Source organism: Amycolatopsis dendrobii, from assembly GCF_014145675.1.
In the GTDB taxonomy this organism is placed as follows: Bacteria; Actinomycetota; Actinomycetes; order Mycobacteriales; family Pseudonocardiaceae; genus Amycolatopsis; species Amycolatopsis dendrobii.
Window position 1 is genome coordinate 251028 of sequence record NZ_JACGZW010000013.1, and the last position, 16948, is coordinate 267975.

16 protein-coding genes are annotated in these 16948 nt (G+C 71.1%); 9 read left to right on the plus strand and 7 right to left on the minus strand.

The features are described from left to right. Positions 1–56: 56 nt before the first annotated feature. From H4281_RS35115 to H4281_RS35130, 4 genes are all read left to right on the plus strand, one after another. On the plus strand, positions 57–1544 hold the full coding sequence (locus H4281_RS35115; protein WP_182895164.1) for an MFS transporter: 1488 nt from the start codon (positions 57–59) through the stop codon (positions 1542–1544). Beyond that, complete coding sequence (locus H4281_RS35120; RefSeq protein WP_182895165.1) at positions 1541–2368, plus strand: SDR family NAD(P)-dependent oxidoreductase; 828 nt, start codon at positions 1541–1543, stop codon at positions 2366–2368. The genes H4281_RS35115 and H4281_RS35120 overlap by 4 nt, the downstream gene beginning before the upstream one ends. A 116-nt stretch (positions 2369–2484) precedes the next feature. Then, positions 2485–3456: a 3-oxoacyl-ACP synthase III family protein gene (locus tag H4281_RS35125; protein WP_182895166.1), complete on the plus strand. Its 972-nt coding sequence runs from the start codon at positions 2485–2487 to the stop codon at positions 3454–3456. A 34-nt stretch (positions 3457–3490) separates the two neighbouring features. Then, positions 3491–3916: a gamma-glutamylcyclotransferase family protein gene (locus H4281_RS35130; protein ID WP_182895167.1), complete on the plus strand. Its 426-nt coding sequence runs from the start codon at positions 3491–3493 to the stop codon at positions 3914–3916. 336 nt (positions 3917–4252) lie between these two features. Here the strand turns inward: H4281_RS35130 and H4281_RS35135 are convergent, their stop codons facing one another. Genes H4281_RS35135 through H4281_RS35145 form a run of 3 tightly spaced genes read right to left on the minus strand, consistent with a single transcriptional unit; the run spans position 4253 to position 7449 of the window. Beyond that, positions 4253–5104, minus strand: a complete 852-nt coding sequence (locus tag H4281_RS35135) for a fumarylacetoacetate hydrolase family protein (RefSeq protein ID WP_182895168.1) — start codon at positions 5102–5104, stop codon at positions 4253–4255. Further along, a complete protein-coding gene (locus H4281_RS35140) occupies positions 5101–5988 on the minus strand; it encodes a DODA-type extradiol aromatic ring-opening family dioxygenase (protein WP_182895169.1) in 888 nt (295 codons plus the stop codon). Before H4281_RS35140 ends, H4281_RS35135 begins: the two co-directional genes overlap by 4 nt. Then, positions 5989–7449 (minus strand): aldehyde dehydrogenase, encoded by a 1461-nt coding sequence (locus H4281_RS35145; protein ID WP_182895170.1) that lies wholly within the window; start codon positions 7447–7449, stop codon positions 5989–5991. A 230-nt stretch (positions 7450–7679) separates the two neighbouring features. Here H4281_RS35145 and H4281_RS35150 point away from each other — a divergent pair, with 230 nt between their 5' ends. From H4281_RS35150 to H4281_RS35170, 5 genes are read left to right on the plus strand one after another with little or no spacing between them, the layout of a single operon-like run. Further along, positions 7680–8972 carry a glutamine synthetase family protein gene (locus H4281_RS35150; RefSeq protein WP_182895171.1) on the plus strand — a complete coding sequence of 431 codons (1293 nt, stop codon included), beginning with the start codon at positions 7680–7682 and terminating at the stop codon, positions 8970–8972. Between the two features lie 35 nt (positions 8973–9007). Next, positions 9008–10258 (plus strand): cytochrome P450, encoded by a 1251-nt coding sequence (locus H4281_RS35155; protein WP_182895172.1) that lies wholly within the window; start codon positions 9008–9010, stop codon positions 10256–10258. A 23-nt stretch (positions 10259–10281) separates the two neighbouring features. Next, on the plus strand, positions 10282–11652 hold the full coding sequence (locus H4281_RS35160; RefSeq protein ID WP_182895227.1) for a pyridoxal phosphate-dependent decarboxylase family protein: 1371 nt from the start codon (positions 10282–10284) through the stop codon (positions 11650–11652). Position 11653: 1 nt separating this feature from the next. Then, positions 11654–12862 (plus strand): cytochrome P450, encoded by a 1209-nt coding sequence (locus tag H4281_RS35165; RefSeq protein ID WP_182895173.1) that lies wholly within the window; start codon positions 11654–11656, stop codon positions 12860–12862. Positions 12863–12905: 43 nt separating this feature from the next. Then, entirely contained in the window at positions 12906–13253 is a 348-nt protein-coding gene (locus H4281_RS35170) for a hypothetical protein (RefSeq protein WP_182895174.1), read from the plus strand. A 129-nt stretch (positions 13254–13382) separates the two neighbouring features. Here the strand turns inward: H4281_RS35170 and H4281_RS35175 are convergent, their stop codons facing one another. Genes H4281_RS35175 through H4281_RS35190 form a run of 4 tightly spaced genes read right to left on the minus strand, consistent with a single transcriptional unit; the run spans position 13383 to position 16925 of the window. Further along, positions 13383–13628 carry an acyl carrier protein gene (locus H4281_RS35175; RefSeq protein ID WP_182895175.1) on the minus strand — a complete coding sequence of 82 codons (246 nt, stop codon included), beginning with the start codon at positions 13626–13628 and terminating at the stop codon, positions 13383–13385. Between the two features lie 17 nt (positions 13629–13645). Next, positions 13646–14524, minus strand: a complete 879-nt coding sequence (locus tag H4281_RS35180; protein WP_182895176.1) for a 3-hydroxyacyl-CoA dehydrogenase family protein — start codon at positions 14522–14524, stop codon at positions 13646–13648. A gap of 5 nt (positions 14525–14529) precedes the next feature. Then, positions 14530–15744, minus strand: coding sequence for a class-II aminoacyl-tRNA synthetase family protein (locus H4281_RS35185; RefSeq protein ID WP_182895177.1), 1215 nt, complete (start codon positions 15742–15744; stop codon positions 14530–14532). A gap of 23 nt (positions 15745–15767) precedes the next feature. Then, positions 15768–16925, minus strand: coding sequence for an acyl-CoA dehydrogenase family protein (locus H4281_RS35190; RefSeq protein WP_182895178.1), 1158 nt, complete (start codon positions 16923–16925; stop codon positions 15768–15770). Between the last annotated feature and the right edge of the window lie 23 nt (positions 16926–16948).

Sequence of the window (16948 nt, forward strand, 5' to 3'; positions counted from 1 at the left end):
GACGCGGCGCCCCGCCAAGCCCCCGAAACCGCCCGTCCGCGGCGACGGAGCCGGCCATGACCCCCGCCGGACCCCGGCGCTGGTGGGTGCTGTCCGCCCTGTGCCTGACGCTCTTCATGACCGTGCTGGACAACACGGTGGTCAACGTCGCGATCCCGTCGATCGTCGAGCAACTCGGCGCGACCACGGCGGACGTCCAGTGGATGGTGAACGCCTACACGGTCGCGGTCGGCTCGCTGGCGGTGGCCGCGGGCGGGATCGGCGACCGGGTCGGCTACCGGGCGATGTGGCTGGCCGGGCTGGCGCTCTTCGCCGGCTTTTCCGTGCTCGCGGTGACCGCGGGCGAGCCGGTGCAGCTGATCGTGGCCAGGGCGGGCATGGGCGTCGGCGGCGCGTGCGTCGTCCCGGCCACGCTCGCCGTGCTCACCCGGGTGTTCTCCGAACGGGACCGGCCGCGCGCGATCGGGATCTGGACCGCGGTGGCGGCGGGCGGGCAGGCGCTCGGGCCGCTTCTCGGCGGTGCGCTGCTGGCGCGGTTCCCGTGGCAGGCGGTGTTCGCGCTGAACATCCCGATCGCGGTGCTGTGCCTGGTCTTCGCCCGCACCTGGGTGCCCGAGTTCCGCGGGCCGGGCGGACGGCCCGACGTGGCGGGGGCGCTGCTTTCGGCCGCGGCCATGGTCGGGATCGGCTGGGCGGTCATCGCCGCGCCCGGCCGGGGCTGGACCGCCCCGGAGGTGCCGGCCTCGCTGGTGCTCGGGGCGGCGCTGCTCGCCGCCTTCGTCCGCCAGGAGAAACGCGCCCGGGAACCGATGCTGGACATGGCGTTGTTCCGGGTGCCCGCGTTCCGGCTGTCGGTGGTCACCAGCCTGCTCGCGGCCTTCGGGCTGGCCGGGTCGATCTTCCTGCTCACCCAGCATCTGCAGTTCGACTTCGGCTACTCGCCGCTGGACGCGGGGGTGCGCACGCTGCCGATGGCCGCCGGGCTGCTGGTCTGCGGCAGCCTCGTCAGCGCCCGCGTCGGCGCGCGGCTCGGGGCCGCGCGCGGGATCACCGCCGGGATGACGCTCGCCGCCGCCGGCCTGGCCGCCATCGCGCTGGTGCCCCTGTCGGCGGGTTATCCGGCGCTGGCTCCCGGGCTGCTCGCGGCGGGGTGCGGTCTCGGCATCGCCGGGCCGCTCGTGGCGAACGCGCTGCTCGGCTCGGTGCCGCCGGAGCAGACGGGGGCGGCGTCGGGAACCCAGGGCATGTTGCACGAAACGGGGGCGTCGCTCGGGGTGGCGGTGCTCGGCGCGGTGAGCGCGGCGCTGTTCACCGCGCGTCTCCCCGGCGACCTCGAGGCCGGCTCGCTGGCCGAGGCGCTCGCCCGCGCGCGGTCCGGCGGGCAGGCGGAGCACGCGCGCTCGGCTTTCGCCGGGGCGATCTCGGCGGCTCAGCTCACCGGGGCCGGGCTGGTGCTGCTCTGCGGAGCGGTGGCCTGGTTCCTGCCCCGGACCGAACCGGCCGTCGCGGCCGGGCAGACGACGAACACCGGAGGACAGCAGTGAGCACACCACTGGCGGGCAGGGCCGCGATCGTGTCGGGGTCCAGCCGGGGCATCGGCCGCGGCGTCGCGGAACGGCTGGCGGCCGAAGGAGCCGCGGTCGTGGTCAACGGCATGGACAAGCGGGCGGTGGACGACACCGTGGCCGCGATCGCCGCGGCGGGCGGCGCCGCGGCGGCGTGCGTCGGCGACGTGACCGCGGACGGGTTCGCGGAGCACTTCGTGCAGACCGCCGTCCGCGAGTTCGGCGGCCTCGACATCGTGGTGAACAACGCCGGGTTCCCGTGGGACAACGTGATCCAGAAAACCACCGACGAGCAGTGGGACACGGTGCTCGACACGCACCTGAAAGCGCCGTTCCGCATTCTGCGCGCCGCCCAGCCGGTGCTGCGCGACCAAGCCCGCGCGGACGAGGAAAAAGGCCGCCGGGTGCACCGGAAAGTCGTGAACGTCTCCTCGATCGCCGGTGTTTTCGGCAATGTCGGGCAGGCCGGGTACGCCTCGGCCAAGGCGGGCGTCTTCGGGCTGACCAAAACGCTGGCCAAGGAATGGGGCCGCTATCGCGTGAACGTGAACTCGGTGGCGTTCGGGCTGATCGACACCCGGCTGATCCGCGCGGTCGGCGACAACGAGACGATCACCGTCGGCTCGCGGGAAATCCCCATCGGCATCAACGAAGATGTGCTCGACCGGATCCGCGCGACGGTGCCGCTGGGCCGCTTCGGCACGGTGGCCGAGGCCGCCGGCTCGATCTACCTTTTCTGCGGACCGGATTCCGATTACGTCACCGGGGAAGTGCTGACCTGCGGCGGCGGAGTCACCATTTGAAACACCCGATTACCGTCGTCGTGCGCGCATTTCCTTGAACCGTTCGCCGACCGGCTGGTAATTTTCCGGCTGAACCGGCCTATTCCCTCGCTCGCCTTGCCAGAAGGAGCTTCGCCATGTCCACAGGAATTCTCGGCGCCGCCGGCTACCTGCCGCCCCGGGTGGTCGGCAACGACCAGGTGGGCGCCTGGGTCGGGCAGGAGCCGGACTGGATCCTCGAACGCACCGGAGTCGTCGAACGGCACTACGCCGCAGACGACGTGTCCACTTCGGACATGGCGTGCATCGCGGTGGAGAAACTGTACGCGGACTGCCCGGAAAAGCGCGCCAGCGTCGGCGCGGTCATTCTCGGCACCAGCACGCCGGACCACAGCTTTCCGTCCACCGCGGCGATCGTGCAGGGCCGGATGGGACTGGGCCGGGCGTTCGCGTTCGACCTGAGCGCCGCCTGCTCCGGGTACGTGTTCTCGTTCGTGATGGCGCACTCGCTGCTTTCCGCCGACCCGAACCTCGACGAGGTGCTGGTGATCGGGTCCGACACCATCTCGAAGGTGCTCTACAAGCCCGACCGCAAGACCGTCACCGTGTTCGGCGACGGCGCGGCGGCCACCCGGGTCGGCCGCGTCCCCGACGGCTACGGCCTGCTCGCGCACACCCTGATCACCGACGGGTGCCACGCCGGTTTCGTCGGCCAGCCCGCCGGCGGCAGCCGCCGTCCGCTCGACGCGGAGACGGTGGACTCGCGCGAGCGGTACATGGTGATGAACGGGCGCCCGGTGCGGGAGTACTTCGAGGACGTGGTGCCGAAGCTGGTGCACGAGGTGGCCGAGCAGGCCGGGGTTTCCCTGGAGCAGATCGACCATTTCGTCTTCCACCAGGCCAATCCGCAGATGCTGGCCGACTGCGTCGAGACCATGGGGCTGGACCCGGCGAAGTGCCCGGTCCCCGGTGTCTACAGCGGCAACACCGGTTCGGCGTCGATCCCGCTGGTGCTCAGCGGCCTGGAGGCGAAGCGCGGCGACCTGGTGATGATGGCGGCGATCGGCTCCGGGATGACCGCGGGCGCGGCCGTGCTGCGCTGGTACTGACCGGGCGGGAACGGAGAGAAGGGCGGTGGCCGGGATGGAACAGCTTCCGGTGTTCGTGTACGGGACCCTGCGCAGCGGGCAGCGCAACCACGGGCTGATCGGCGACCGGGTGGCGCAGCGGTTCCCCGCCAGAGCGGCCGGGCTCGGCCTGTTCGGCGACCGGATCCCGTTCGCGCTGGACCGCCCGGGGCAGCAGGTGGTCGGCGAGCTGATGGTGCTCGCCGAGGCGCAGTACGAAGCGGCGATGGCCGACCTGGACCGGCTGGAGAAGTACCATCCGGACCGCCCCGGCGACTGCCTCTACCTCCGGGTGCGCAGGCCGGTCGACTACCTGGCCGAGAACGGGGAATGGGCCGAGACCCCCGCCTGGCTGTACCTGACCGGGCAGGCCGCGCGCGGGCGCTACGACGAGAACGTGCCGATTCTGGGCGGCGACTGGGTGGCCGTGCAGACGGGCTGAGAACCGGGCGAGGCGAAGGCGGCCGGCGAGACGATGAGGTCTCGCCGGCCGCCTTCGCGTCGGAGGTGTGCGCGGGGAGCCCCCGCGCACTCAGAGTCAATGTCAGGAACTCAAGGCTGTGGCTTGGACGTGCTTCCGGGGTGCTGCAGGCAGCGGAAGCCGGGTTGTGGTCCGTGAGGGACTCCTTGAGGGAATCAGATTCCCTCAAGGAGTCCCTCACGGACTTCAAGACACGGTCGCCTGGCGATAAATCGGGCAGTTCGGCACAGCTTGAGTCCTTTGTGGACGGTTAGTCTGCCGTGTTCCCCTCGCGTACGTTCGCCCGCGGCCCCGGAGTCAGGCGGGGTGCGGGGCCCGGATGCCGCGGAATTCCCAGTCTCCGCCCAGCGCGGTCGAAAGGACCTGCTCGGATTCCGTGGGCTGGGCCCCGATCGGGCCGGTCGCCGGGGTCGGGCCGGTCACCACGGTGTTGCGCAGCACGCCGAGGCCGTCCGCCTCGACCTCGACGGTGTCGCCCGGCTGGATCGGGCGGGAGTTCGCCGGGGTCCCGGTGAGCAGGACGTCCCCGGGATGCAGGGTGATCAGCCGCGCGATGTCGGCCACCAGGTAGTGCGCGTCCCAGGTCATCTCGTCCGTGCTGCCCTCCTGGACCACCTCGCCGTTCACCCGCGTCCGCAGCACGCGCCCGCGCGGATCCCAGCCCTCCACGATGCCCGGACCCAGCGGGCACAGGGTGTCCGCTCCCTTGACCCGCAGCATCGAGCCTTCGTCGGTGTCGCGGAAATCGTGCAGCCCCAGGTCGTTGGCGAGCGTGTAGCCGCGGATGTGCGCGGGAGCCTCGCCGACGCTGATGTTGCGGGCGGTGCGGCCGATGACGACGGCGATCTCGCCCTCGTAGTTCAGCCATTTGCAGCCCTCCGGCCGCACCACGTGTCCCTGGTGCCCGGTCAAAGCGGACACCGGTTTGTGGAAGTAGGTGGGAGCCGAACGCGGTTTCGCGCGGAACTCCTCGAACCGGCTCCGGTGGTTGAGGTGCACGGCGATGATCTTGCTCGGCGTGACCGGCGGCAGGTGCACGGCGTCGTCCGCCGCGATCGTCCGGCCGTCCGGCGCGAGCAGGGTGTCCCCGTCGCGGCGGACCTCGACGGCGGCTCCGTCGAGCAGGATCCTGCGGTATTCGGTGGTCATCGGTTCGCTCCCGTCCATCCGCCGGCCGGCCGGTCGAACCACAGGTGGATCTGCCCGGTGCCGATCGCGTTCTCGTATTCGCTGCAGCGCCGCGCGGGGGCGGCGCAGTCCTGTCCGCCGAGCGCGCCGGCCAGCATCAGGTAGTGCGCGAAGCCGGCTTCCGGCTTGAACCGGCGGAAGTCCGCCATCGTGGCCAGCACCTTCGCGTGGTCCCCGGATTCGAGCCAGCCGATGCGCTCGGCGTCGGCGGTCACCGCCTCCTGGCTGAAAATGTGCTCTGCTCCCGCCGATTCGTGGGCGCGCAACGCGCGCAGCGAATGGAATCGGTGGCTGAGCGCGCCGGAGGCGATCAGCAGCACCCGGCGGTCGGCGGAGGCGATCGCGTCGGCGAGCGCGCGGCCGAGCCGGAGGTGGTCCTCGTCGTCGCCGGTCTGGCAGACGCTGACGCTGAGCCACCGCTTGCCCGGAACTCCGAGATAGGTCCACAGGTTCACGGTGGCGTACGAAACCGGCAGGCACGGGTCGTCGATCGGGGTGATCCACGTGCCGTGCGCCTCGGCGCGGTCCGCCAGCGCGTGCGCCAGCTCCGGGTCGCCGGGGAAGTCGTACGGGATGCGGCTCATCCCGCGCGGGAGTTCGTCCGAAGTGAACAACCCGGCGCGGCAGGCGTGCGAGGCGACCACGAATTCCACCGTGGTCGCCCAGTGCGAATCGAAGACGACGACCGTGTCGTAGTCGGCGGTGTCGAACACCTCCTCGCGCAGCCTGCGCAGTCCGGTGACCAAAGTGGACTCTTCGCCGTGGTTCAGTTCCCGCCGCGTCGCCTCCGGCAGCATGATCGTCGGCACGTGGGACAGCAGCCCGCCGCCGGCCGTCTCGCCCATCTACATCCATCCTTTCGGGCTGGTCACGGTGTTCTTGACGTCGCAGAAGAAGTCGAAGCTCCAGGTGCCGCCCTCCCGGCCGACGCCGGAGCGGCGGGACCCGCCGAACGGCGCGCGCAGGTCGCGCACGAAGAAGCAGTTCACCCAGACCGTGCCCGCGGTGAGCGCGGCGGACACCCGTTCCGCCCTGGCCGGGTCGCCGGTGACCACGGTCGCCGCCAAGCCGAACCGGGTGTTGTCGGCGAGTGCGACGCCCTCGTCCTCCGAGCCGAATTCCTCGAGCGTCAGCACCGGGCCGAATACTTCCTCGCGCAGGATTTCCGCGCCCGCGGGCGCGTTGGCGAGCAGCGTCGGCCGGTAGTAGGTCCCGCCGAGGTCGGCGTTCGGCCCGCCGCCTTCGAGAACCTCGGCGCCCTCGGCGACCGCTCGCCGGACGAAACCGTCGACCCGCGCGACGTGGTCGGGGTGGATGTTCGGGCCGAGGCCGGTCTCCGGCTGCCGGGGGTCGCCTTGGCGCAAGCCGCGGACGGCCGCCCGCAGCCGCTCGGTGAACTCCGCCGCGACGGGGGAGTGGACCAGGATCCGGGTGGCGGCCAGGCAGACCTGTCCCGCGTTGTCGAACTGCTCCGCGGCCAGGTCGACGGCGAGGTCGAGGTCGGCGTCGGAGAAGACCAGCAGCGGCGACTTCCCGCCCAGTTCCATCGACACCGGCGTGAGATTCCCGGCCGCGGCCGCCGCGATGCGCCGGGCGGTCGGCTCGGACCCGGTGAAGCTGATCCGCCGGACGTCCGGATGCGCGCACAGCGCCGCGCCCGCCTCGGGGCCGAGCCCCTGCACCACGTTGAAGACGCCGTCGGGCAATCCGGCCCCGGCGGTGATGTCGGCCAGCAGGGACGCGGTCATCGGCGACCACTCCGCCGGCTTCAGCACCACGGTGTTGCCCGCGGCGAGCGCCGGGGCGATCTTCCAGGACGCCAGCATCAGCGGCGCGTTCCACGGGGTGATCAGCGCGCAGACCCCGGCGGGGTCCCACGACACGCGGTTGCGGTGGCCGCGGGTGTCGAACTCGGGGTGGCGCAGTTCTCCGGTGAGCCAGTCGGCGAAGAACCGGAAATTGTGCGCCACCCGCGGCATCACGCCGCGCAGGTGCGAACGCAGCAGAGCGCCGTTGTCCTCGGTTTCGACCGCCGCGAGCTCCGGCGTCCGGCGTTCCACTTCGTCGGCGATCCGGTGCAGCAGCTCGGCCCGGCGCGCCGGGCTGGTGCGCCGCCACTGTCCGAACGCGGCGGCCGCGGCCCGCACCGCGCTGTCCGCTTCGGCCGGGCCGCCGCGGCAGAACTCGCCGAGCGCGCGTCCGTCGATCGGAGAGAACGACGTGAAGCGCCCGGCGGATTCGACTCGTTCACCGCCGATCCAGTGCCCGGTGTCGACCGGGGTCCCGGAAACTGTCGCAACGGGCATGCGGCTCCCTCGAGAGAATTGTGCGTGGACGTCCGCGACGGTAACCGGCGGATCCGCAGGGCGGCAATAAAGCGCGCGACCGCGCTCGCCATTCGAGACACCGGGGCGCCATCAGAGACAGTTTTTCCCATGGCTACGCGACTTCCCGGTCGCTACGCTGAACCGAGAGCGCAGGCGGCGCGGCTGTTTCTGTTCGTGTTTCCCCTTTCCCGGAAAGGCGATGGTTCATCGTGGAGAACGCCGGAACGGTGCGGATCCAGTATCCCGACCTGATCGGCACCGAACGCGGCCGCGATCTGCCCTCGGACGTATTCGCTTCCCTTTCCGGCGGGCTGCATTTCTGCCGCGCGGTCTACTACACCACCACCCAGGGCGAAACGCTCGACGGCGAGCATTCGCTGTCCGACGGCCTTCCGGACGTGCTGTTCCGGCCGGACCGCGCGACGCTGGCCCCGATGCCGTGGGAACCCGGCTACCAGTCCTGCCTCGGCGACATGCTCGACCCGGCGACCGGGCTGGCGATCGGGGAATGCCCGCGCGGTGCGGCGAAAGCGGCGGTCCACCGGCTGGCCGCGCTCGGCAGCCGCGCGGTGGTCGGGCCGGAACTGGAGTTCTTCCTGCTGTCCGAACGGGACGGAGCCTGGGCCCGGTACGGGGATTCTCCGGGCAACGTCTACCGCGTGGGCCGTCGCGGCGACCCGGACGGGCTCGCCCCGGCGCTGCTGGCGATGCTGCGCTCGGCCGAACTGGGCGTCACCGCGGTCAACCACGAGTTCGCCGCCGGGCAGTTCGAGGTGAACCTCGGCCACTCGGCCGCGCTCGACGCCGCCGACCGCGCGTTCCGGTTCAAGCACGCGGTGCGCGAGTTCGCCGCCCAGCGCGGCCTGAGCGCCACCTTCGTCGGCAAGCCGTTCAACGAGGAAGCCGGATCGGGCTTCCACCTGCACCTGTCCCTGCTCGACGAGAACGGCCGCAACCAGTTCGCCGCCGACGGCGCGCCCGCCGGACTCTCGGCCACCGCGCGGCACGCCGTCGGCGGCATCCTCCGCCACGCCCGCGCGCTGTGCGCGCTGCTGGCTCCGACGGTGAACGCCTACCGCAGGCTCGGCCCGGACACGCTCGCTCCCGCGCTGGCCGACTGGGGCCTGGACAACCGCTCCACCATGGTGCGGGTGCCGCCCGAACGCGGCGAGGCGACCCGGCTGGAGGTGCGCCTCGGCGACGCCGCGGCGAGCCCGTACCTGGCCGTGACCGGGGTGCTGGCGGCGGTGGCGCTGGGCATCGAGGGCCGGATCGAGCCGCCGGACCCGGTCCGCGGCTACGGCTACGACGGCGCCCGCGCACCGGCACTGCCGGAAACGCTCGACGCCGCCCTCGACGCGCTGGCCGCCGACGACGAGTTCGCCGACGCGGCGGGCAAGGACCTGGTGGCCGCCTTCGACCGGGTCAAACGCGACGAGACCGCCCGCTTCCGGCGCTGGGTGACCGACTGGGAGCTGCGCGAGTACCTGCCGCACCTGTGACGCCCTCCCGAGACCGAGCCGAACGAGGATTCCCGATGCGCCTGGACGAAGTGGACCTGTCCGACGTCGACCGGTTCCTGGACCCCGAGACCCCGTGGCGGATGTTCGACGTCCTGCGCGAGCGCAGCCCGGTGCACTGGCAGCCCGAGGCCGCGCCGAACAGCGGGTTCTGGGCCGTCACCCGGCACCGCGACCTGGTCGCGGTCAACCGCGATCCGGACACGTTCACCTCCGAGCAGTTCACCAACCTGGAGGAGGTCACCGACCCCGGGCTGCGGGACCGCAGGCGCTCGCTGATGGAGACCGACGGCGAACGGCACCGGGCGATGCGGCTGCTGCTCAGCCGGGAGTTCAGCCCGAAGCTGGTCTCCCGGTACGCGGTGTTCCTGCGCGGGCTGACCGCGTCCACTTTGGACACAGCGCTGGCCGAGGAATCGTTCGACCTGGTCGCCGGGATCGCCGCCGAGCTGCCGATCATGGTGCTGGCCCGGCTGATGCTCGACGTGCCCGCCGCCGACACCGGCAAGCTGATCGCCTGGGGCAACCGGATCATCGGCAACAACGACCCCGACTGCGCGGACGTGCTGCTGGAGAGCGCGGACAGCGAGCGCTACAAGCACGTCCCGTTCCGCAGCCCGGCCGCGCTGGAGATCTTCGAGTACGGCAGGGAACTGGCGGAAAAACGCCGCGGCGGCACCGGGACCGACCTGGTCAGCAGGCTGGTGAACACCGTGCCCCGGGACGGGGTCCCGCTCACGCCCACCGACTTCGACAACTACTTCCTGCTGCTGGTGGTCGCGGGCAACGAAACCACCCGGCACGCCATCTCGGCCGCGGTGCACGCGCTCGCGCGGAATCCGGCGCAATGGTGGCGGCTCAAGGAAAACCCGGCGCTCATCGGCACGGCGGTGGAAGAGTTCCTGCGCTGGGCGTCGCCGGTCTACCACTTCCGGCGCACCGCCACCCGGGACACCGAGATCAGCGGCCAGCGCGTGCGCGAGGGCGACAAGGTGGTGCTGTGGTTCGCCTCGGGCAACCGCGACGAGGCCGCCTTCGAGAAACCGTACGAGTTCGACGTGGGCCGCGAACCCAACGACCACCTCGCTTTCGGGCTCGGCGGCCCGCACTTCTGCCTCGGCGCCGCGCTGGCCCGCCTCGAACTGCGGATCCTGTTCGAGGAATTGCTGGCCAGAGCGGAGCAGATCCGGCTCGCGGGCCCGGTGACCCGGCTGCGGTCCAACTTCGTCAACGGGATCAAGACGCTGCCGGTGACCGTCACCAGGTGAAGCTTCGCGAAAGGCTGGACACGGTGGATCTTCCCTACTGGATCGCGCGTGCGGTCGAAGGGCACGGGCAGTGGACGTCGACCTTCGCGCCGTACGAGCGGCATCCCTCGCTGGAGATCAGCGACGACCGCTTCGCGACGGTCTTCGAGAACTACGAGAAGCTGCTGCACGGCAACTACCCGTTCTTCCACCCGCGCTACATCGGGCAGATGCTCAAGCCGCCGCACGAGGCCGCCGTGGTCGCCTACCTCAGCGCGATGCTGATCAATCCCAACAACCATTCCTCCGACGGCGGCCCGGTCACCGACCGGATGGAGCGGGAGGTGATCGACCAGCTCGCCGCGATGTTCGGGTTCGGCAGCCACCTCGGGCACCTCACCTCGAGCGGCACGATGGCGAACCTGGAGGCGCTCTACGTCGCCCGCTGCCTGCACCCGGGCCGCGGCGTGGCCTACAGCTCGGCCAGCCACTACACGCACGAGCGGATGACCCGGCTGCTGGGCATGGACTCCCGCGCGGTGCCCGCCGACCGGTACGGCCGGATGGACCTGGACGCGCTGGAAGACGTGCTGCGCACCGGGAAAGTCGGCACCGTCGTGTTCACCCTCGGCACCACCGGCGTCGGCGCGCTCGACCCGCTGGCCGAGGCGATGGCACTGCGCGAACGCTACGACGTCCGGTTCCACGTCGACGCCGCCTACGGCGGGTTCTACTCGGTGCTCGCCGGCACGCTCGGGCTGGACCCCGCGCCGTGGCGGGCGGTCCGCGACTGCGATTCGGTGGTGGTCGACCCGCACAAGCAGGGCCTGCAGCCCTACGGCTGCGGTTCGGTGCTCTTCGCCGATCCGTCGGTGGCGAAGTTCTACGTGCACGATTCGCCCTACACCTACTTCACCCCGGCGGACCTGCACCTCGGCGAGATCAGCCTGGAGTGCTCGCGGGCCGGGGCCACCGCCGCCGCGCTGTGGTTCACCTTCCAGCTGCTGGCCCCGACCGCCGACGGGCTCGGCGAGGTGCTCGCGGCCAACCGGCGGGCCGCGCTGCGCCTCGCCGCGCTGACGGCGGACTCGGACCGGCTGCGGCTGCACCAGGAACCCGACCTGGACATCGTGACCTACTTCCCGCGCCGCGCGGGGGATTCGCTGTCCGGGATCGGCCGCGCGTGCGCGGCGATGCTGGAGGAGGGCATGCACGACGGGGCCGACCCGGTGTTCCTCAGCCTGATGCGGATCGAGCGCGACGCCTTCGCGCAGCTGCACCCGGACGTGCGGGCGGACGCGGACTCGACCCGGATCCTGCGCAGCGTGCTGATGAAACCCGAATCCGAGACCTATGTGGACGAACTGCACCAGCGGCTGGAGCGGCTGAGTGCGAGCCAGGGGAAAGAGGGCTGAGATGACCGAAACCACAGCGGCCGCCACGCGGCCGGGGCCGCCCCCGCCGCTGACCGACGGCGGTGCGGCGCAACTGGAATGGCTGCGGCGGATGCGCGCCGAGGAACCGGTGCACCGCGACGAGCACGGCGTGTTCCACATCTTCCGGTACGACGACGTGCGGCGGGTGGCGAGCGATCCCGGGGTGTTCTCCTCCGGCCTCAACCGGGACGTGCTCGGCGCGGAGGACATCACCCGCGGCAACCCGGCGTGGACCGACCCGCCCGAGCACCGCAGGCTGCGCGCGCTGGTCGGGCAGGCGTTCACCAGGACCAATGTGCGCGAGTACGAACGGCGCACCTACGACCTCGGCAACGCGCTGCTCGACGAGGTCGACGGGCAGGACCGGTTCGACCTGGTGGAGAAGTTCGTCTGGCCGCTGCCGGCGATGCTGATTGCGGAACTGCTCGGCGTGCCGGTGTCGGACCGCCAGCTGTTCCTGAGCTACGCGGACAAGCTCGCGTCGCTGCAGGTCGGCGATCCGACCGATGACGAAGAGGGCTACGGCGGGATGATGAGCCGGGTCACCGGCGAGATCCGCGGCTACCTGACCGAGCAGTACCGGAGCAGGCTCGCCGCCCCCGCCGACGACCTGATCAGCAAGCTCGCCGCCGCCGAGGACGACGGAAGCGGGCTGGACGAGGACGAGGTCGTCAACATCTGCCTGGCGCTGCTGTTCGTCGGGCACTTCAGCACCAACGGGCTGATCGGCAACCTGCTGCTGTGCCTCGACGAGCACCCCGGCGTCGCCGCCCGGCTGCGCGCCGACCGGAGCCTGATCCCGGCCGCGGTCGAGGAAGTGCTGCGCTACCGGCCCTCGGGCACCCGGTTCATGCGGGTGACCAGCCAGGACACCGAGGTGGCCGGCACCCCGATCCCGGCGCGCTCGCTGGTGATGCTGTGGTTCTCCTCGGCCAACCGCGACGAGCGGCGCTTCCCGCGGCCCGACGAGTTCGACATCGGCCGCACGCCCAACGGGCACATCAGTTTCGGGCACGGCATCCACTTCTGCGTGGGAGCCCCGCTGTCCCGGATGGAGGCGGCGGTCTCGGCGAACCTGCTGTTCGACCGCTTCGCCGACCTCCGCATCGAAAGCGAGGGCCCGCTGCCCTTCTACGAACAGGGCATGTGGGCGCCGCGGCGGATCCCGGTGGCGGTGCGCCGGGCTTGACGGGGCCGCGAGGGCGGCCCGGAAACCCAAGGAGAGGAAGAACATGGCCGAGACCGAAGAGAAGAAGCCCGCCGAGGGCAACTTCATCAAGAACTACATCAACGACATCCTCGACAGCACCAAGACCCTGGTCGAACGGGACAAGAACACGATTTTCCTGTACCTGGCCAGCATCGTGCGCAGCACCGAGGGCGTGATCGACCGCGTGCTGCGGGAGGTCGAACACGCCGAGAACGACATCTGGGGCTCGATCAAGGCTCCGGTCAGCAGCGGGGACAACACGTCGCACCTCAACGAGCTGACCGAGCTGAAGGCGTCGCTCGACGACCTGAACGCGAAGATCGACAAGCTTTCGTCGGCGAAGATGTACACCGACCGCGAGGCGAGCTGACCCGTTTTCCGCGCCAGGGCCCCGATCCCGAGCCTGGGATCGGGGCCCTTCGCTGTGCAAAAGGACTGCCTGGCGCCACGAAAAAAGCCCCCGCTTCCCAGGAAGCGGGGGCTTTGCGGCCGGACAGGCTCAGCCGACCGGCGCGTTGTTCGCCTCGACGAACGCGGCGATGGCCCCGATGGACCGGAAGTTGTCCAGCGTCAGGTCGCCGCCGCGGACGGCGATGCCGAACTCCTTTTCCAGCCAGACCACGATCTGCACGGCGAACAGCGAGTTCAGGTGCCCGCCCGCGAACAGGTCCTCGTCGTCGGGCAGGGTCTTGCCGCCGAGGTGCGAGGTGATGTATTCACGCACCGTCGCCAGGTGGTTTTCCATGGATGGCAACCTTTCGCTCAGTCGTATGCGTAGAAACCGCGGCCGGTCTTCACCCCGTGCAGGCCGGCGTCGACCAGCCGGGTCAGCAGCGGACACGGCCGGTACTTGCTGTCGCGCAGGCTGTCGTGGATCACCTCCAGCGACAGCAGGACGGTGTCGAGGCCGATCAGGTCGGCGGTGGCCAGCGGCCCCATCCGGTGCCCGAAGCAGTCCTTGAACAGCCGGTCGACGTCGGCGGCCGAATCGGCGACGCCCTCGTGCAGCAGGAAGATCGCCTCGTTGACGGTCAGCATCATCACGCGGTTGGTGACGAAGCCCGGCGCGTCGTTGACGACGATGCTGTCGCGGCCCGCCGAGCGGAACAGCGCCTGCGTGCGTTCCACGGTGGCGGCCGAGGTGTGCGTCCCGCGGATCACCTCGACCAGCGGCTTGAGCGGCGCGGGGTTCATGACGTGCGTGCCGATCACCCGGTCGGCCCGGCCGGTGCGCCCGGCCAGCCGGGTGATCGAGACGGCCGAGGTGTTCACGCCGAACACGCAGTGCGGCGGGCAGATCTCGTCCAGCAGCGGGTACAGCTCCTCCTTGAGCTCCCGTTTCTCGGTGACGTTCTCCACCACGAAGTCGCTGGTCTTCAGGTCCCCGTGGTCGGTGGAGAACACGATGCGGCCGGTCACCTCCGCCGGGTCCAGCCTCGGCAGCGAGGCGTCGACCAGCGGGTAGAACGCCACGTTGCGCTCGATCAGCCCGCGGGACTTCTCCAGCGCGGCTTCGGCGGTGTCGACCAGCACGACCTCGTGCCCCGCCGCGGCGAACAAGTGCGCCACCCCGGTGCCCATCGTGCCGGCGCCGACGACGCCGATCGTTTCCTTGTCCCGCGTCCCAGCCGTCTCGGCCATCCCGGTCATCCCAGCCTCGCCCTCGGATCGGTCTCGATGCGCACGTCCTGCGGCCAGCCGGCCGGGTCGGCGCCGTGGCGGCACAGGAACGCGTAGGTGAAGCGCTCCAGTCCGATGCCCGCGCAGCCGGTGATGACCGGCCCGGGCCCGCCGTCGTGCGGCCGGATGCCGAACGACCGGCCGAAGAAATCGTCGTGGAAGTTGAACGAGGCCGCGGCGAGGGTCTTTTCCGGGCCGATCGGCAGCCGCAGTTCGTACTTGAGCTCCAGCAGCCGCTGCGACCACGCCCGCTGCGGCGATTCGACGCTGCCGAAGAACGGGTCGTTGCCGACCTCGCAGTGCCCGCCCAGGCCCAGTTCCGCGGCGAACGCGGTGGTCAGCTCCAGCATCCGGCGGCGCTGGTCGAGCACCTCTTCCCGGCCGCCGAGGAAGACGATCTCGCGGATGGTGAAGTCCCACAGGCGTTCCAGCGACCGCCAGTACCGCGATTCGTGCCGGAAGGACTTGCCGCGCGCGGTGATCACCAGGCCCGGCGAAGGCAGCGGCTGGTCCTGCAGATGCCGGTAGGTGTGGTAGCACATGGTCGGCGGCAGGCAGTGCGAAGTGTCCCCGCAGTAGTCCAGCAGGCCGGGCAGCCCGCCGTCGGAGGCCTCGACGTCGGCGAGGAAGCCGCGGTAGTTGTCCGCGTCCGCGTGCAGCCGGGTGACCAGCATCAGGAAGTGCGGGAACGAGGAGAAGTACCCGCACCGGCGCATCGTCTCGGTCGCGATCAGCGTCGGGTACCGGTACTGCCGCGCGCCGAACTCGGCGGCGACCATGCCGGTCAGGCGCCGGTCGAAGTACTCCATCAGCGCGGTGACGGCCGGGCCGAGGGCGAACTGCCCCGGTCCCATGTGCACGAGTTCGCCCGAGCCGAGCAGTTCTCCGGCCACGTCGTGCACCTCGCCGGAGTGGGGCGAGGTCCAGACGATCTTCGGCGGCCCGGCGCGCTGCGGCCGGACCTCCTCGTCGGCCATCCGGTTGACCTTGGCCGCCAGGTCGGCGGCGTCGCCGGGGCTGCCGGGACCGTCGGTGCGGAGCACCACCTCGGTCAGCTCGCCGTCGCCGCCGGGCAGCGTGAAGTCCACAATGGACTCGGAAAGGAAGTAGATGCGCTGGGCCAGTTCGCCCGCCAGCTCGGCGGGGAGCGGTTCGGTCAGCGCGATGCGGTGCTGCGCCATGGTTGCCTCCTCGGCGGGTGCGCTCAGCTGGGGACGCCCAGCAGGCTGGCGACGATGTCGCGCTGGATTTCCGAGGTACCGCCGTAGATCGTGCCGCCGAGCGCGTCGCGCAGCTCGCGTTCGACGCCGAACTCGGCGAGGTACCCGCGGGCCCCGTGCAATTGGACCGCGTCGAGCATGGAGCTGAGGTGGCTCTCGCTGATCGCCAGCTTCGCGATCGCGGAGTCGAGCGGGGCCAGCTGGCCCTCGCGTTTGCGCCAGGCCGCCTTGTACAGGGCCAGCCGCGCGAGTTCCAGGCGGACCTTCATGTCGGCGATGCGGTGCCGCACCGCCTGGTTGACCCCGATCGGCCTGCCGAACTGCACGCGGTCGCGGGCGTGCGCGACGCAGTCGTCGAGCACCCGGTCCATCACCCCGATCTGGCTGGCGAACAGCAGGCTGCGCTCCCAGTCGATGGAGCTGGTGAACAGGTTGAACCCGTTGCCCTCCGCGCCGAGCAGGCAGGACGCGGGCACCCGGCAGCCCTCGAATTCGACCTGCCCCATCTCGGTCGAGCGCAGCCCCGCTTTGTCCCAGCTGCGGCTCACCGAAACCCCGGGCAGGTCCCGGGACACCACGAACGCGGTCAGGGCCGCGGCCGCCGGCGCGTCCGGGCCGCCGGTGCGGGCGAAGGTCAGGAACACGTCGGCGACCGGTGCGTTCGAGATGAAGGTTTTGGTGCCGTGCAGCACGTACTCGTCGCCCTCGCGGACCGCGGCGGTGCGCATGCCCAGCACGTCCGAGCCGGATCCGGGTTCGGTCAGCGCGTGCGCCCCGATCAGCGAACCGTCGGCCAGCCCGGGGAGGAAGCGCTGCTTCTGGTCTTCGGTGCCGTGCTCGACCAGGTAGACCGCGCACGCCCAGAGGTGGTTGTTGAGCGCGAACACCAGGCCGTTGTCCCGGCAGCCGTATCCGAGCGCCTCCAGGCCGACGGCGATGGTGACCGGGTCGAACCCGGAGCCGCCGTAGGCGGTCGGGACCGGCCAGCCGGTGATGCCGAGGCCGGCGCACTTCTTCCACGATTCCCGGTCGAGCCGGGCCAGCCGGTCGCTTTCGGCCGCCGCGTCGTTCAGTTCGGTCCTGGCGAACCGGATGACCGACCGGCGCAGCGCCGCTTGCTCGGCAGTGATGCTGAAGTCCACCGAAGGATGCCCTCTCGTCCGCA

Excerpts from the sequence above, each read along its gene's own strand:
- H4281_RS35155 (WP_182895172.1), top strand. The coding sequence starts at position 9,008 with ATGCGCCTGGACGAAGTGGACCTGTCCGACGTCGACCGGTTCCTGGAC.
- H4281_RS35125 (WP_182895166.1), top strand. The coding sequence starts at position 2,485 with ATGTCCACAGGAATTCTCGGCGCCGCCGGCTACCTGCCGCCCCGGGTG.
- H4281_RS35165 (WP_182895173.1), top strand. The coding sequence starts at position 11,654 with ATGACCGAAACCACAGCGGCCGCCACGCGGCCGGGGCCGCCCCCGCCG.
- H4281_RS35185 (WP_182895177.1), bottom strand. The coding sequence starts at position 15,744 with ATGGCGCAGCACCGCATCGCGCTGACCGAACCGCTCCCCGCCGAGCTG.
- H4281_RS35115 (WP_182895164.1), top strand. The coding sequence starts at position 57 with ATGACCCCCGCCGGACCCCGGCGCTGGTGGGTGCTGTCCGCCCTGTGC.
- H4281_RS35175 (WP_182895175.1), bottom strand. The coding sequence starts at position 13,628 with ATGGAAAACCACCTGGCGACGGTGCGTGAATACATCACCTCGCACCTC.
- H4281_RS35135 (WP_182895168.1), bottom strand. The coding sequence starts at position 5,104 with ATGACCACCGAATACCGCAGGATCCTGCTCGACGGAGCCGCCGTCGAG.
- H4281_RS35140 (WP_182895169.1), bottom strand. The coding sequence starts at position 5,988 with ATGGGCGAGACGGCCGGCGGCGGGCTGCTGTCCCACGTGCCGACGATC.
- H4281_RS35145 (WP_182895170.1), bottom strand. The coding sequence starts at position 7,449 with ATGCCCGTTGCGACAGTTTCCGGGACCCCGGTCGACACCGGGCACTGG.
- H4281_RS35170 (WP_182895174.1), top strand. The coding sequence starts at position 12,906 with ATGGCCGAGACCGAAGAGAAGAAGCCCGCCGAGGGCAACTTCATCAAG.
- H4281_RS35180 (WP_182895176.1), bottom strand. The coding sequence starts at position 14,524 with ATGGCCGAGACGGCTGGGACGCGGGACAAGGAAACGATCGGCGTCGTC.
- H4281_RS35130 (WP_182895167.1), top strand. The coding sequence starts at position 3,491 with ATGGAACAGCTTCCGGTGTTCGTGTACGGGACCCTGCGCAGCGGGCAG.